This is a genomic window from Rhizobium changzhiense, from assembly GCF_013087625.1.
Taxonomy (GTDB): Bacteria; Pseudomonadota; Alphaproteobacteria; order Rhizobiales; family Rhizobiaceae; genus Rhizobium; species Rhizobium sophorae.
In genome coordinates, this window is sequence record NZ_JABFCQ010000006.1 from 184,413 (window position 1) to 200,303 (window position 15,891).

Below are 15,891 nucleotides of genomic sequence, written 5' to 3' on the forward strand. Positions count from 1 at the left end.
CGAAGGCTACCAGACGAGACCGCGGGCTGCGACTTCCTCGACGCGAGTGACGATACCGCCCCGATGGAAGACCATCGTATCGAACAGATTGGACACCACGCAGGTGTGGTTCGGGATGATGAAGAGCCTCTCGCCGATCTGCGGCCGGGGGCCGGTGCAATTCGATAGGTCGATCACGCCGTGTTCTTCCGAGAGGCTGCTGATCCGTGCCTCGGGATAACCGATCACCAGGCCGTAATCGCTAAACCCCTGAAGATCCGATGTCAGCGCCTTCGACCCGGCATCGATGACGGCGCGGTCGGCATTTGGCCGCGACACGACGGTCGCCAGCACGTGCATGGCGCAATCATCCTCGGTGCAATGGCCCATGCGCACCATCTGGCGATCATTATAGATATAGGTGCCGGCGCGGTGTTCCGTGGCTGAGGTGACGAGATGCGCCTCGAAGAGGCTTGGCGTTCCGCCATTGCTGACGATCAGGCAGCTTATGCCTTCCGTTTTCAGCTGTTCCAGCGCCTCAGTGATGAAGGCTTCCACGGCGGCGGCCGATTGCGGCTTCGGATAGGTCACGATGCCGCCGAAGGTGAGGCCGTCGGCAGCGGCGATGCGCTTGGCGAGCGATGCCGCCTCCCCCGGTGTCTGCACGCCGCAGCGGCCGCCGCCGGTATCGCATTCGACGAGCACGTTCAGCGGCTTGTGGCCGGAGAAATGCGCCGCGAGCCCGTCGACCGTCACTTCGCTGTCGGCGACGACCTTGAGGGCCGAAATTCTCTCGTTCAACTTGGCCAGGCGCTCGAGCTTCTGCGGCCCCAGAATGTTGAAGGTGATGAGGATGTCCTCGAATCCGGCTTCGGCAAAGACTTCGGCTTCCGTCACCTTCTGGCAATTGATGCCTTTGGCGCCTGCGGCAACCTGCGCGACGGCGAGAGCCGGGATCTTGTGCGTCTTGATATGCGGGCGGAAGTTCAGTCCGTGCTGATCCATGTAGGATTGAACGCGGTCTATGTTTGCGGCCAGCCTGTCTTCGTCGATCACAGGACGCGGCGTCGGGAGATCGGCGATCCTGTCGCCTGCCTTGGCGATGACGGCAAACCGGTTGTCATGCATCTAGGCAGCTCCGCGTTCTGGTCCATGTGGATCGGCGATGATCGGCCATATGGTCTTCGGCGCCCGCCGATACGGCGTCGTCGCCGGATTATTGGGATAAGGCGTTCCGGCGGAGCAGTAAAGGATCTCGGCCGCGATCTTCGAGAAGGACGCGAAGAAATGGTTGGTGGATTTGATCACCAGGATCTTCTGCGTGGCGGGGTCGATGCCCATCGCCGAAAAAAGGCTCGGATCGAAGCTTTGAGCGCGTGTCGAATTGAGGATGATGTCGATGCCGTCAAGCACGATATGGGCGGCATCGCCGAAAGGTGCGAGGCTCTCGCCGAACTGCATCTCGGCATTCTTCACCAGCTTGACGATCTTGACGGTGCCGTCGACAGGATTGCCGGTGCCGGGCGCCGACTTGGCGCCGAAGCGCAGTGGAATTTCTGCCCCCTCGCCTGCCGCAAAACAGATCTGGACGGCCACCGGATCCCAGATGGTGCCGATCGCGGCATTCGTGACGCCACGGGCGATCAGCTCCTCGAGGATAACAGTCGCATCCCCTGCCGTGCCGCCGCCCGGATTGTCCCAGACGTCGGCGATGACGACAGGCCATGCGGTGGCGGCCGTCGCACGCGCGACGGCTTCCTTCTCGTCGATCTGCGGGACCATGAAGGTGCCGCGCTTCGAAAACAGCTCAAGGCCGAGTTCGCGCGCCAAAGCCGCGCCTTTTTCCGGCTTGTTATCAGTTACCACCAGCAGCTTCGTTCCCATTTCGGGAACGTCGCCCACCATGAAGCCGTGGATCACCGAGATCGACAGGACGTCCGGATCATCCTTCTCGATCTGCATGATCTTGTCGACGAAGGACCGCATCGGTTCGCGTGATGTCGGGAAGACGTCGATCATCTTGCAGTCGAACACCGACATATCAGGCTTGACCCGGCCGTCGAGGGTTTCGACCGCGATGCGCCAGAGATCCTCGGCGCGGTCGACGAAGTCCGTATGCGGAAACTCTTTGAAATAGACGGCGAAATCGAGAGCGGCGACACGTTTTGCGGTGAGATGGCTGTGCGGATCGAGTTCGGCGCAGATGAGGACATCAGGCCCGACGATCTCGCGGATGCGCGACAGCAGATCGCCTTCGGTATCCTCGTATCCGGCGGCCACCATGGCGCCGTGCAGGCCCATGACGACGGCGTCGACAGGCATTGCCGCACGGAGTTGGCCGAGGATTTCGTCACGCAATTCCTCGTAGGTCGTCCGGTTGACGAGGCCTGCGGGGTCGGCCCAGGTGGCCGTTCCCTCAATCAGTTCCCAACCCTTTTCTCGGGTGGCGCGCCTTCCGACGGTGATCGGCGCGGTGCAGAGCGTTGGTGTTTCGGGATGCTGGCCGGGCGGGGCATAGAGAGAGGCTTCGAATGCGCGGCGATCCACGCAGATCGGGGAAAAAGTGTTGGTCTCGGTCGCCAATGCTGCCGTGAAAATGCGCAAGAAAGTGGCCTTCGTGTTGTCGGCCCCGCGTCAACCCATCGGGTTCGGCAGGTAGCCGGTGAAACCTGAGATTTTCCAGCGTCCTTGGTGAAGCCTGCAATAATAGAGCGTCTGCCATTGCATGACGTCTCTGGTACCGTCAGGCTTGGAAATGCCGCCGTCGAATTTCTTGCGGACAAGCGCCATGTCGCCTTCGATTTCAATATCTTCCAGCGTTGTCGTGGTGAAGATCGCCGTGCGAGCATCCTCTGCGAAGCTCTGGCCGGCGAAATCCTTCGCCTGCCTCAGCCATTCGTCGCGATAGGCCGCAAGTGTCGGGAAAGCGAGACGCCACTTGTCGGGGCTGACTTCCTTGCGGCCATCGATGCCGATGAAGCCCTCTTCCACGAAGTCATGCTCGACCATCGACCAATCGGCGGCCAGAAAGGCATCGATATCGCGCGGAACGAGCATCTCCCAGATAGAATATCGGGCACTGTCGGACGGGAATGGATTCTTGAAAGGATCGCGCATATCTGCCCTGGATTGAAATTCTTTTCATAAATCGCGTTTTTCACTGGTCAAATTCTGCTTTCTATGGTCACTTGTCAACTTATCAAGAAAATAATTTGCAAGGACTTCAGCATGCCGATCAAGCGATATGGCACTGTTCAAACGGGCGCCGGCGGCAAGGCGCTGCCTTTCGCACGTGCGGTCGAAGCCGACGGATGGCTATATGTTTCCGGGCAGGTTGCGATGGAAGATGGCGAAATCATCGACGGCAATATCATCGCCCAGACCCACAAGACGATTGCCAACGTCCTTTCGATCCTCGATGAAGCCGGATACGGCGTCGAGGACGTCGTGCGCGTCGGCGTCTGGCTCGATGATCCGCGCGATTTCTGGACCTTCAATAACATCTATCAGGAGTATTTCGGCGAACATCCGCCGGCACGCGCCTGTGTGCAATCGTCGATGATGGTTGATTGCAAGGTTGAGATCGACTGCGTGGCCTATAAGAAGAAGGATTAGACAGAGAACTATCGGGGGGACGGGCTTGGATATCTTTTCAACGCTGCAGGAAGACAAGGGCCGGCTCTCTCCCTCCGAGAGCCGCATCGCGGAGATCATCGTCAACGACTTCGAGTTTGCCGTGAATGCCTCGATCATCGAGCTGGCGGAACGGGCCGAGGTATCGCCGCCGACCGTCACGCGCTTTTGCCGGCGGCTCGGTTGCGAGAGCTTTTCCGACTTCAAGGTGCAGCTTGCCCGGACCGCCCATATCGGCGTGCGGTATCTGAAGCCGGAATCGAAAAGCACCGATCCGGCCGATGTCGCCCAGGATATCATCACCAAGGCGCAGAACGCGCTCTTTCTGCTGCATCGATCGCTCGATCTGGCCGCGATCGAAGCCGCTGTTTCGCATATCGCCAAAGCCGATATGATCTATGCGTTCGGGTCGGGCGGCAATTCGTCGATGATTGCCGACGAGCTCCAGAACCGGCTCTTCCGTCTCGGGCTTCGCATCACGGCAAGTTCCGACCACAGCATGCAGCTGATGATGGCTGCCGCGGCAAGGCCGGGCGACGTGCTGATCGGCTCGTCCTTCTCCGGGCGTAATATGGAGCTGGTGCGGGCCTTCGAGCTTGCCCGTCAGACCAAGGCGAAGACGATCGCGCTGACCCAGACGGCCAGCCCGGTTGCCAAGGCCGCCGAAATCGTCGTGCCGATCGATCTTCCCGAGGGCCACAATATCTATCGCCCGACCTCGACGCGCATCGCCTACATCGCGACGATCGATATCCTTTCGAGCCTGGTCGCCTATGCCGTTCAGCCGAAGGCGACGACCACGCTTCGGCGCATCAAGCAACAGCTCGTCATTCACCGCGACGGCGACGACCGGCAATTGCTTGGAGATTGAGGTTCATGAACGGGAGCGACAGAAAATGACGCAGTCGATTGCCATCGTTACCGGTGCTGCAGGCGATATCGGCGCGGCGATCGCCGCACGGCTCGCCGATGACCACGACATCGTGTTGCTCGCCGATATCGATGCGGAGGCTGCGGCTGCCGTGGCATTGAAGCTCGGGCCGGATAATCGCTTCGTCGCCGTCCAATGCGATGTAACCAGCGAGACGAGCATTGCCGAATTGGCAAGACGCGCCGCCGACGTCGGCGTAGTTCGAACCCTGGTCAACAATGCAGGTGCCGCCCGCGCGACCAGTCTGCACGACACGACGCCCGAGATCTGGCGGGCGGACAATGCGCTTAATCTCGAGGCGGCATTCTTATGCTTCCGCGCGTTCGAGCCCATGCTGACCGTTGCGAAGGGTTCTGTCGTCAATATCGCCTCGGTCAACGGCATGCATGTCTTCGGACACCCGGCCTATAGCGCCGCCAAGGCAGGACTTTTGCATTTCACCCGGCTGGTCGCCGTCGAATACGGTAGGTTCGGCATTCGGTCCAACGCCGTTGCACCCGGCACGGTGAAGACGCAGGCCTGGGAAGCACGCGCGGCCGCCAATCCAAATGTTTTCGAGGAAGCGCGCCGCTGGTATCCGCTGCAGCGCGTCGTCGATCCGAGAGATGTTGCGAATGCCGTAGGCTTCCTTGCCGGTCCCCAGGCTGCAGCCATCACCGGCGTCTGCCTGCCTGTCGATTGCGGCCTCACGGCTGGCCAGGCCGAACTCGCGCGGACCTTCTCGCAATCGGAACATTACTGACATTCAGAGACCGCATGAGCCGCCTTTTCCCCGACGTCTTCCGTAATCCGGCGATCCGCGCCAGCATGATCGCCATTTTCACCTTCGGAATGGCGGGGGCAATGACCGCACCCTATCGTTCGGTCGTGGGTATCCGAGAATTGGGCTTGAGCGACGGCCTCTATTCCTTCCTGAGTTTCGTCTCGGCGGCGGTGAACGTCGTCATCAGCATTCTGCTCGGCAATCTCGCCGATCGGCTTGGCGAATACCGGTCGACGATGATCGGCGCCTGCCTGTTCGGCATTTTCGGCTACGGCATGGTCTACGCTTTTCCCACAGCGGCCATATTCGTCATCAGCGGGTTGCTGCCCCTGCCGATCTACGGGGCGCTGAACTCGCTGCTGTTTGCCAATGCACGGGCGGCGATGCACGGCATGAACCGAAGCGACATGGTGACGGCCAACTCCGGCGTGCGCGCCATGATCTCGCTGTCCTGGGTGCTGATCCCAGGGATAACCGGCCTGCTGCTGTCTGGCGCATCGAGCATGCTGCCGGCCTACCTCTTTGCCAGCATCTCATGCCTGCTCTGCCAGGGGATCATCGTCTTCGCCCTGCCGAAGAGAGCAGGCACGGAGATCGCAGCAGTTCATCATCTCAGCTATCTTGGCGCGCTTCGCCAGGTGGTTTCGCCACGGATCTCGGCGCATATTTGCGGGGTGGCGCTGATCACCAGCACGCTGCATCTCAATGACGCCCTGCTGCCGTTGATCGCCACTGGTGCTGCGCATGGCAGGCTGAGCGATGTCGGCATTCTGGTCGGCATCGTCGCATTGCTGGAGGTCGTCTTCATCATCGTCTGGTCGCGGATCGCGCGCAAGGCCGGCCAGATGACGGCGCTTGCCGCCGGTACCATCATCTACGCCGTGTTCCTCAGCCTTCTCGGCTTTGCCTTCGAGCCGTGGCACCTCTATGCGCTCACCTTGCTCGCGGGCATCGGAGCGTCGGCGATCATCACCATTCCGATCACCTATCTACAGGATCTGATCGCCAATCGGCCGGGGCTCGGCAGCGCCCTGATCTCCGTCAATATCTTTGCCAGCGCCGGGATCGGCGCACTGGTCTTTGCCGCCGGCACCTATGTGACGGGCTATTCGGGAACCGCTATCCTCAGCGCCATCACGGGATTGGCGGGGATAGCGATCATCGGCCTCTTGCATAGAGGCAAAGTCCATTAGCCGACCCCATCGGCAAATAGGGCGTGAAGAAGAATGGAGCTTTCATCGGTGTACGTCTTGTGACAAGGGTGACGCACCATTTCCTTTGAAGGCGACATGAAGACGATCTCCGGCACGAATCTCGAGCAGGCCAAGTCTCACAACCGGCGTGTGGTGATCGAGGCTGTCCGCACGAACGGTCCCTTGTCGCGCGCGGCGATCGCCCGGATGACGGCGCTGACTGCCCAGACCGTGTCGAATATCGTCGAGGAACTGGAGAGATCGCACCTTCTCGTTCCATCCGAGGCGCAGAAGCTGGCGCGCGGCCAGCCGATCATCCCCTATTCCATCAATCCGCGCGGCGCCTATTCGATCGGCCTCGAACTTAGCCGCCAGCGCGCAAGCGGGGTCCTGACGGATCTCTCCGGAGCCGTCTGCGCGCGCATCGAGCGGCACGTCGAACATCCGGATCCACAAAGGGCGATGCCGGCTCTCCAAGCAATGGTCGAGGATCTTCAGCAGGCCTTCGCATTCGACCGGAACCGCCTGCTCGGCGTCGGGATGGCCCTGCCCGGCCGCTATGCCGATGGCGGCACGACCTCTCTCAGCCCGCTGAACCTGCCCGGCTGGCAGGGTTTTCCTGTCGGGCATGAGCTGGAACAGCGGGTAAAGGTGCCGGTGCTGGTCGAGAACGATGCGACGGCAGCAGCGATCGGCGAGCGTCTTCATGGCGTCGCCCGCGGTCTGGGCAGCTTCGTCTACCTGTTTCTCGCGGGCGGGGGCGGCATCGGCGCCGGAATGTTCCTGGATGGTCACCTCTACAAGGGCAGCCGCAATAATGCCGGCGAGATCGGGCATATCATCGTCGAACCGCATGGCAAGCTCTGCAGCTGCGGCAAGCGCGGCTGTCTGGATCGTTATATCTCGCCGGCCGTCGCTTACGAATACATGGGCATTGCCAATGCCGAGGAGCTGTCGCCTGACGAGCTCGACGCGCTGATCGCCAAGGGCGGCGAAGGTCTCGACGCCTGGCTGGATCAGGCCATCCAGCCGCTGCGGCAGACCCTCGATTTCCTCGAGCTGGCCTTCGATCCGCAGACCATCGTGCTCGGCGGCAGCATATCGACATCGCTGATGCGCCGGCTCGCCGAACGGCTGGAGCCGCTGCACACCCCGATCGATCCCAACCGGAAGCGGGCGGTACCCCGGGTGATGATCGGCATGACAGGCAAGGATACGGCAATCCTCGGCGCCGCCGCCCTGCCGATCTTTTCCGAAACCAATCCGCGCTTCGACGTCCTGCAAAAGCCGCTCGGCTAGGCCGGGGCTCATCGGACGTCCAGACCTCACTTTACCGCGATGACGACCTTGCCCTTGACGCGGCCTGTCTCCACGTAGTCCAGCGCCTCGTTGGTCTTCTCGAACGGGAAGGCCCGATCGATGACGGGGCGGATGGCGCCTGCCTCGATCAGCGCGGCGATCTTGCCGAGCTGCGCGCCGTTTGCCGTCATGAAGAGGAAGGAATAGTCGATCCCCCAGCGCTTCGATTTTCGCCTGATGCCAAAACTCAAGAAGCGCGTGACCTGCCGCAGCAGCCAGCCGAAACCGTTTTCCCTGGCGAAATCGGGATCGGGCGGACCTGATATCGAGATCAGCTTGCCGCCGGGCTTCAGGACGGCGAGCGATTTCTCCAGCGTCTCCTTGCCGAGGCTGTTCAGCACGACGTCATAACCCTTCAAAACCTTCTCGAAGTCGTCCTTCTTGTAATCGACCACCACGTCGGCGCCGAGGCTTTTCACCAGATCGATATTTGCCGTGCTCGCTGTCGTCGCCACCTGGGCGCCGAGATGTTTGGCAAGCTGGATCGCGATGGTGCCGACGCCGCCGGAGCCCGCATGGATCAGCACCCTTTGCCCCTTCTGCAGCTTGGCGCGCTCGACCAGCGCCTGCCATGCGGTCAGCGCCACAAGCGGAACGGATGCGGCCTCTTCCATGGTGAGATTGGCGGGCTTCAGCGCAACATCGGCAGCGTCGATGGCGATATACTCGGCGAACGTGCCAATGCGATCCTGGTCAGGACGCGCATAGACTTCGTCACCGGGTTTGAATTGCCGGACATTGGCGCCGACGCGGACCACGACACCAGCGACATCATTGCCGAGCACCAAGGGAAGCCGGTAAGGCAGGATAAGCTTGAACTCTCCGTCCCGGATCTTGGCATCCAGCGGGTTCACGCTGGCGGCATGGATCTCGACCATGACGTCATTCTCGCGCAGCTGCGGTTCAGGGCTCTGGCCGAGCCTGAGGGCGCCGCCTTTCTTGTAGCGATCGATCAGGAATGCTTTCATGAGGGCGAACTTTCGTTTTGTGTGATCCGACAATGCCGCAAGCAGGATCAATCGGGAAGTTTGTTGAATTTCCGGAGGCTCTTGTCGACGAAGGACTCGGGCAGGAAGCGGCGGATGAAACGCACCTGTCCTGCGGCCTTCCCCGCTGTGTAGCGTCGCTTGGGCGAGGCCGCATTGGCAGCCCGGATGACGGTTGCGGCGACCACCTCGGGCGCATCGCCTTTTGAGACGATCTCGCGCATCAGCTTCTCCGCGTCGGCGCGCACTGCATCATAGACGGCAAGTGGCCGGTCCGGGCGCGTGATGTTTTCCTCGAAGGAGGTGCGGGTGACACCGGGTTCGACGAGCACGACGCGGATGCCCTGTGTGCGCACTTCATGGTCGAGGGATTCCGAATAGCCTTCGATCGCGTGTTTGGTCGCTGCGTAGAGCGCGTTGAAGGGCGCCGGGATCAGCCCGAGGATCGAGCTCAGGTTGACGATCCGGCCGCTACGTTGCCGCCGCATCACCGGCAGCACTGCATTGGTCATGCGCATCGTGCCGAAGACGTTGACGTCAAACACGGCTTTGGCCTGCGCCGTCGTCGATTCCTCGGCGCCGCCGAGCAGGCCGATCCCGGCATTGTTGACGAGAAGATCGATCCGTCCCGTGTGTTTCAGAACCTCGTCGACGACGCTCTGCACGGATTGATCGTCGATGACGTCGCAGACCAGCATGGTGATCCCATCGCCAGTGTCGGCCATCGGCTTTCGGCTGGTGCCGAACACACGGTAACCATCGCGCCGCAGCGCTTGCGCCGTCACCAGCCCGATGCCGGAGGAAGCCCCGGTGACCAGGGCAATGCCGCGTTCTCTTTTGCTCATCGACGTCTGCCTTCATTTTGTCGTGGAACGTTCATGGGCATTCTGTTACTATCAAATCGATAGCAAGTCACTACTAAAAAGATATCGACATGAAGAATCTTTCCAAACAGCCCTGCCTTATCGCCCGCAGCCTGGCGCTCGTCGGCGATGCGTGGAGCATGCTGATCATGCGCGACGCCCATGCGGGGCTGACCCGCTTCGATGAATTTCGCAAAAGCCTCGGCATCGTCCCGACAATGCTGACGGGGCGGTTGTCATCGCTGACCGAGGAAGGATTGCTGGAAAAGCGTCGCTATTCCGAGCGTCCGCCGCGCGACGAATATGTGCTGACGGAAGCCGGCCGCGACTTTCTGCCGGTGCTGTTTGCAATCGGTGCCTGGGGCCGCAAGCACCGCGGCGGCGGTGCAGTCACCCGCTTCTTCGATGCTGAGTCCGGTATGGAGATCGATCCCGTCACCATCGACCGCGCGACCGGCGCGCCGATTGGAACACGTCCTATTCGTATCGCCGCACCCGAATGTCAGCTGCCCGCGGCAGATGAAGCGGCATCTGACAACGCCCTTTGAAAGCGATGTCAGTATCCCCCGCCATCACCGCCTCCGGCGATGGCGGGGTGATCCTCAAATCAAAACCCGTGGCCCAATCCGGGCCGCTACGACTGCTGCAGTCCGTAGAGCAGCGGCATCAGTCCCGCGAGCGCCCGGAAACGCTCCCACGACTTGGATGACGGCTTCGTCCAGCCTGTTTCGGCAAGTGCGGAAAGGCGCGGAAAGACGAGGCGGTCGAAAACGGCGCGATCCGTCATCGGCTCGGACCAGATGCAGGCCTGGATGCCGAGGAGTTTCTGTTTCTGCGCTGTCGTCCAGCCGCCGATGGGATCGAAATTGTAGAGCTTCTCCGCGTCGGAGGTGCCTGCCCAGCTGGCGCCGGGCTCATCCCAGTCAGGCCTGAGCGCCATGTCGAGGTAATAGACCTGCCCGGGGCAGACGACGATTTCGTAGCCGCGCTCGGCAAGTTCGGCCGAGACCTCGACATTGCGCCAGCTGCAGAGATAGCTCTTCGATTTGTCGATGACATCGCCGTGGGCCGCCTCTTCCCAGCCGCCGGTGATGCAGCCCTTGCTAGCAAGGAAGCGCTGGACGCGGCTCAGGAACTCCGCCTGCAGGATGGCGGCACCCGAGCCGTGAATGTCATCGGCGCCATGCGTATTGGTCACGACGTTCAGCCGCTTGGCATGCGCATCGGCAACCTCGTTCCCCGCCACGCTGCGCAGGCGCTCGAGCGCCTGCGGCGAACCGGACCACGCACCGAGCGGCACTTCGTCGGCGCCGAGATGGATGGTCTTGAACGGAAAGAGCTCGATGAGTTCCGAAAGGATCGTCTCGACGATCTCATAGGTCTTCTCGCGGGCCGGATTGATGCAATTGTCGGGGAAGCCCTGAACCGAATAATAGCTGCCGACCTCGGCCGGATCGCGCAGCTCCGGTATCGCCCGCAGCATGGCGTAGCAGTGGCCGGGGACATCGATCTCCGGCACGATCTCCACGCCGAAGCTCTTGGCATGGGCGACGATCTCGCGGATGGCAGCCTTGGTGTAATAACCGCCGGTGCGGGCCGGGCTCGAACCGAGCAGCGGCGGAACGGCCAGGCCGTGGCCGCGCCAGGCACCGACCGCCGTCAAATCAGGATAGGCGTCGATCTCGACGCGCCATGCTTCGTCGTCGGAAAGGTGCCAGTGGAAGCGGTTGAGCTTGTTCCAGGCAAGCACTGCCAGCAGCTTCTTGACCTCGGCGGCGGCGTAGAACTGGCGGGCGACATCGAGATGCAGGCCGCGCCAGCCCATCGACGGTTCATCGACGATCTCGCCGGATGCCGGAAACTGGAAGACCTCGGGATGCAGCCTTGCACCGCGCCAGATCTGGCCGAGTGTGACGAGGCCGTAGAGGAAGCCGGTCTGGCGGCTTGCCTCGATCGTGATCGCCTCACCCTCGAAGCTCAGCCGATAGGCCTCTGGCCCGAGCCCGGCGGCATCCTTCAGGGCAACCGGAACCGCGCCTTCCGCCTCGCTCCGCACAATGCCTTCGACGGCGAAGAGATGCTCGACCAGCGCTGCGAAACTTTTTGATCCCGCCTCCCCTTCAGCGCTCTGCGCCTGCGGCGCAAAACCGGCCGGCAGCGGACGGCGGGAAGTGACCGCCACATGGTTCGGCCAGGGGATGATCGACACTTGAACGGGTGCATTGACGGGAACCGGATAGATCTCGGCGCCACGCTTCAGCGGCGCATTGCTGACCGAAGATCGCGTCGGCTCTATGGTGAGCACGACCGTGCTGCCGTCGGAAAGCGCGAGATAGCCGCTCGTCGCGCCGTCCGTCCAGTGACGGAACTGCCAGCTCAGCGCGTAGACCGATATCGTCCATGTCTCGCCGGCGCCGAGAACGAAATTGGCCGGCGGCTGGAATTCGGTGAAATTCGAGAGCCGCTGCGAAACCGTGGCGCCTTCGACGCGCCCGGCCGGATCGACACGACCCGGGCCGCTGACGCAGAGGGAGAAATTCGAAAGCGGTTCGGTGCCGAGGTTCTTGAGGCGCAGGACGTAGGAAAACTCCTTACCATCCGCAGGTGGGTTCCAAAGGGTTTCAAGCCGCAGGGTTTTCGGTCGCGATGTGGACATGGTCACTCTTTCCTCTTGAAGATCGGATCATGCGTATTCCGGCGCATACCGGGAGCGGAATTGGGGTATGGCGCCAGCGGCCTTTTGGTAGAAGGCGGCGGGTGGAAATGTTGCCGATGATCGCGTGGCCAAGTCGGGTCGGAGCGGTTGCTTCCGCAAAGCCGGCTCCGATGCAAATGGGCGGGTGCATGCTTGCTCAACCTCATCCCGGCAATCCGGAGGTTTTTGATGTCAATCAAATTGATTTAAGATTGATAGTCAGTTTCCCGCCGACACGTCAATTGCCGATTGGAAATTTCTGCAGCGCCTCCGGATTGGCTCTCAGCGACGCACCGAAGTCCAGGAAGACCTCGTCGGGCGCTCTCGGATTCCATCGAGTCGGGCGTCGGACGGCTGGTCGCGTTGGTGACGTATTTGTGTTGGCAGATCCCTATCGCTTCCGTCCTCATCCGAACTATGGTGTCGGCATCGGCGGAATTACCGCTCCACGTCTTTGTTTGCGGCATGCCGCCGACCGTCTCGATCGTAAACAGGATCGGCCTTAGTCTTCGCACCCTGGGCGGAGAATGCAGCCCGCGGGATCATCGCATGTCGGAACGACTTGAATCTGCCCGCCCTGATGAAACATCCGCCATCGTCTGGCTCGGATTCATGGCGATGTGCGTCGGCATGTTCATGGCGATCCTCGACGTCCAGGTGGTGGCGACATCGCTGCCGACCATCCAGTCGGCGCTGGATATCGATCCGGATCAGATGAGCTGGATACAGACGGCCTATCTCATCGCCGAAGTGGTTGCGATCCCGCTCACCGGCTTTTTGACCCGGCTTTTGACGATGCGATGGCTGTTCGTTACCGCCATCAGCCTGTTCGTCGCAGCCTCTGCCGGCTGTGCGATGAGCGGCAGCTTCGGCGAGCTGGTCGCCTGGCGGGTGCTTCAGGGTTTTTCCGGCGGAACGCTGATCCCCTCGGTGTTTTCAGCCGTGTTCATTCTCTTCCCGAACGAGCGGCAGGCGCTTGCGACGACAATCGCCGGTGTGCTGGCGGTGCTGGCACCGACCGTCGGGCCGATCGTCGGCGGATGGTTGACGCAGACCTATTCCTGGCACTGGCTGTTCCTGATCAACATCCTTCCAGGCATTGCCTCGGCAACCCTGGCGACACGGTCCTTGCCAAAGCAGGCGACCGATCCGTCCGAACTCAGGCATCTCGACGGCCTGTCGCTTCTGCTGATGGCAACCGCGCTGACGAGCCTGGAACTCAGCCTGAAAGAGGCGCCGACGAGCGGCTGGATCTCGGCCTATGTTTTAAGTCTGCTGGCAGTCTGCCTTGCATCCGGAGCTGTCTTCATCTGGCGAACGCTGCGCAGAAACCGGCCGATCGTCGATCTCGGCAACTTCGGCGATCGAAACTTTCTCGTCGGATCGGTTCTGAGCTTCGTGCTCGGCATCGGCCTCTTCGGCTCGGTCTATCTCATGCCGGTCTTTCTCGCTTTCATCAGAGGACACGACGCCCTCCAAATCGGCATGACGATGCTGGTCACCGGCATAGCGCAGCTGATCACGGCGCCGATCGCAGTCGCGCTGGAGAAGCGGATGGACGCGCGCCTGCTGTCGGCGGCCGGTTTCGCGCTGTTTGCGATCGGTGTCGGGATGAGCGCGTTTCAGGATCCTCGTTCGGATTATGACGCGATGTTCTGGCCGCAGGTCGTGCGCGGCGTTGCCATCATGTTCTGCCTGCTGCCGCCGACGCGGCTGGCTCTCGGCACTCTGCCGCCAGACCGCATTCCCGACGCGAGCGGACTTTTCAACCTGATGCGCAATCTTGGCGGGGCTATCGGCATCGCTCTCATCGACACCATCATCTACACGCGGTCGGAACCGCTGGGACAAGGCCTCTGGACCCGTCTTCAAGCCGGCGACGTCGAGGCTGCGACATTCGTCGGCGCACCTCTTCAGACCATATCGGGGCATAGTGGCAGCTTCGACGCGGATACCACGGCACTGCTCGATCCGCTGGTCCAGACCGCGGCAAGCGTCCGGGCAATCAACGAAGCCTGGATGGTGATTGCCGTCCTGACCGGCTGCGCCCTGCTTTCAGTGCCTTTTGCCAGGCGGCCAACGTCTACCCCCCCCGCGATCCTGAGATGGAAGCCAACGCATCGGCCAAACGGCTTCTAGGCTAGCTTAGCACTGCGCGTCTCGGCATCGATGAAATAGGCTGCAGCACCTGCCAACAGCAGCAAAGCAGCGAAAATCCCGATGACCAGGCCGAAATCCTTAGTCACAAAAAGACTGATCAACGATGGCGCAAGCAGCCCTCCAAGCCGAGCCATAGCACCGGCGGCACCCATTCCTGTTGCCCTAGACGCAGTAGGATAAAGCTCTGGCGTATAGGCGTAGAGTGCACCCCACGTACCAAGCAGCGCGAAGCTCATGATGAGCAGTGACGACGCTACCAAGAGTGCGGACGAGCCGACGACGAACAATATGGATCCCATCGCGGAAAGGATGCAAAATGCCACAAGCGTTGGACGCCGCCCCCACTTTTCGACACCGTAGGCAGCGAGCGCATATCCAGGAATCTGGGCAAGCGCGATCAGCACAAGAAAACCGTAGCCTCGAACGAAGCCAAAGCCGTCCCCGGCAAGTTTCGGAGGCATCCAGGTGAAGACGCCATAGTAAGAAATGGACACCAGAAACCAAACCGCCAGGATCAGAAGGGTTCGACGCCGCAGAGCGTGGGAGAATATTCCGATACTACGGGTCGGTGCCGCAGGCGCGATGTCAACCTCTTCTCCCAGAGCACTGCGGCCATTCACCAGGGCCATCCGGTCGATGATCGCCTTTGCATCTCCACCCCTTCCCTTGCGCAGAAGATAGAGCGGCGATTCCGGCACGAAAAACCGCAGACCGAAACCGATAATCGCCGGGACCGCTGTTACTGCAAAGATCAATCGCCAGGCTTCGGCCACGTTCCACAGACTGAGCAGCCAGGCTGCAAGTGCGACAACCAGGGTTCCGACGGCCCAGAAACCCTCCAGCAGCACCAGCCACCTGCCTCGGTTCTTCGCCGGTAGGAATTCGGCCATCATCGCATAGTCCACCGGCAACGTCCCGCCGACTGCTGCACCGGTCAGGAAGCGCATGAACAGAAGGAAGGTGAAGTCTGCCGCGAAAATTGACAGCGTGCCAAAGACGGCATCACAGGAGACAGTCGCGATCAGAACGCCGCGACGGCCGATCCTGTCGGCAAGCCTACCAAACCCCATTGCGCCCAAAAACATGCCAAGGAAAAACACCGTGCCCGTCTGAAGCGCCTGCGGCACCGTTAGTTCGAAGCTCGTGGCGATCGAAGCCGCTGTGAAGCCCACCGCGATGACCTGCATGGCGTCAGCTGCCCAGACCAAGCCGAAGATGGCCATCAGCCGTCGCTGATATCGTCCTGCCCCCGCGTGGTTGAGTGCATCGTCGATTGTGATTGTGGTCATTTGTTTTCCATACCCGGCTGCCGTGGTCCGCCCATAGCGC

14 protein-coding genes are annotated in these 15,891 nt (G+C 61.4%); 7 read left to right on the plus strand and 7 right to left on the minus strand.

Annotated elements, in window-relative coordinates; all coding sequences use genetic code 11:
* Positions 1-6: 6 nt before the first annotated feature.
* Genes G9X68_RS26240 through G9X68_RS26250 form a run of 3 tightly spaced genes read right to left on the minus strand, consistent with a single transcriptional unit; the run spans position 7 to position 3,096 of the window.
* Positions 7-1,107: a D-TA family PLP-dependent enzyme gene (locus G9X68_RS26240; RefSeq protein WP_171604864.1), complete on the minus strand. Its 1,101-nt coding sequence runs from the start codon at positions 1,105-1,107 to the stop codon at positions 7-9.
* On the minus strand, positions 1,108-2,583 hold the full coding sequence (locus tag G9X68_RS26245; RefSeq protein WP_171604865.1) for a M81 family metallopeptidase: 1,476 nt from the start codon (positions 2,581-2,583) through the stop codon (positions 1,108-1,110).
* A gap of 30 nt (positions 2,584-2,613) precedes the next feature.
* On the minus strand, positions 2,614-3,096 hold the full coding sequence (locus G9X68_RS26250) for a hypothetical protein (protein ID WP_171604866.1): 483 nt from the start codon (positions 3,094-3,096) through the stop codon (positions 2,614-2,616).
* 111 nt (positions 3,097-3,207) lie between these two features.
* Here G9X68_RS26250 and G9X68_RS26255 point away from each other — a divergent pair, with 111 nt between their 5' ends.
* From G9X68_RS26255 to G9X68_RS26275, 5 genes are all read left to right on the plus strand, one after another.
* A complete protein-coding gene (locus G9X68_RS26255; RefSeq protein WP_171604867.1) occupies positions 3,208-3,594 on the plus strand; it encodes a RidA family protein in 387 nt (128 codons plus the stop codon).
* A 25-nt stretch (positions 3,595-3,619) separates the two neighbouring features.
* The gene (locus tag G9X68_RS26260) at positions 3,620-4,483 is read left to right on the plus strand and encodes a MurR/RpiR family transcriptional regulator (protein ID WP_171604868.1); all 864 of its coding nucleotides are present in this window, start codon (positions 3,620-3,622) and stop codon (positions 4,481-4,483) included.
* Between the two features lie 25 nt (positions 4,484-4,508).
* Positions 4,509-5,285 (plus strand): SDR family oxidoreductase, encoded by a 777-nt coding sequence (locus G9X68_RS26265; protein ID WP_171604869.1) that lies wholly within the window; start codon positions 4,509-4,511, stop codon positions 5,283-5,285.
* Positions 5,286-5,299: 14 nt separating this feature from the next.
* Positions 5,300-6,499, plus strand: a complete 1,200-nt coding sequence (locus G9X68_RS26270; protein ID WP_171604870.1) for an MFS transporter — start codon at positions 5,300-5,302, stop codon at positions 6,497-6,499.
* 96 nt (positions 6,500-6,595) lie between these two features.
* Positions 6,596-7,798 (plus strand): ROK family transcriptional regulator, encoded by a 1,203-nt coding sequence (locus tag G9X68_RS26275; protein ID WP_171604871.1) that lies wholly within the window; start codon positions 6,596-6,598, stop codon positions 7,796-7,798.
* Positions 7,799-7,824: 26 nt separating this feature from the next.
* Here G9X68_RS26275 and G9X68_RS26280 read toward each other — a convergent pair whose 3' ends face one another.
* On the minus strand, positions 7,825-8,826 hold the full coding sequence (locus tag G9X68_RS26280; RefSeq protein WP_171604872.1) for an NADP-dependent oxidoreductase: 1,002 nt from the start codon (positions 8,824-8,826) through the stop codon (positions 7,825-7,827).
* A gap of 47 nt (positions 8,827-8,873) precedes the next feature.
* Positions 8,874-9,689: an oxidoreductase gene (locus tag G9X68_RS26285; protein WP_171604873.1), complete on the minus strand. Its 816-nt coding sequence runs from the start codon at positions 9,687-9,689 to the stop codon at positions 8,874-8,876.
* A gap of 89 nt (positions 9,690-9,778) precedes the next feature.
* On the opposite strand from G9X68_RS26285, the gene G9X68_RS26290 reads away from it, so the two are divergent.
* On the plus strand, positions 9,779-10,255 hold the full coding sequence (locus G9X68_RS26290) for a winged helix-turn-helix transcriptional regulator (protein ID WP_171604874.1): 477 nt from the start codon (positions 9,779-9,781) through the stop codon (positions 10,253-10,255).
* Between the two features lie 86 nt (positions 10,256-10,341).
* Here the strand turns inward: G9X68_RS26290 and G9X68_RS26295 are convergent, their stop codons facing one another.
* Positions 10,342-12,363, minus strand: coding sequence for a beta-N-acetylhexosaminidase (locus G9X68_RS26295; RefSeq protein WP_171604875.1), 2,022 nt, complete (start codon positions 12,361-12,363; stop codon positions 10,342-10,344).
* Positions 12,364-12,951: 588 nt separating this feature from the next.
* On the opposite strand from G9X68_RS26295, the gene G9X68_RS26300 reads away from it, so the two are divergent.
* A complete protein-coding gene (locus G9X68_RS26300; RefSeq protein ID WP_171604876.1) occupies positions 12,952-14,541 on the plus strand; it encodes a DHA2 family efflux MFS transporter permease subunit in 1,590 nt (529 codons plus the stop codon).
* Here the strand turns inward: G9X68_RS26300 and G9X68_RS26305 are convergent.
* The gene (locus G9X68_RS26305; protein ID WP_171604877.1) at positions 14,538-15,851 is read right to left on the minus strand and encodes an MFS transporter; all 1,314 of its coding nucleotides are present in this window, start codon (positions 15,849-15,851) and stop codon (positions 14,538-14,540) included. The two genes, G9X68_RS26300 and G9X68_RS26305, sit on opposite strands and share 4 nt — an antisense overlap.
* Positions 15,852-15,891 lie beyond the last annotated feature (40 nt).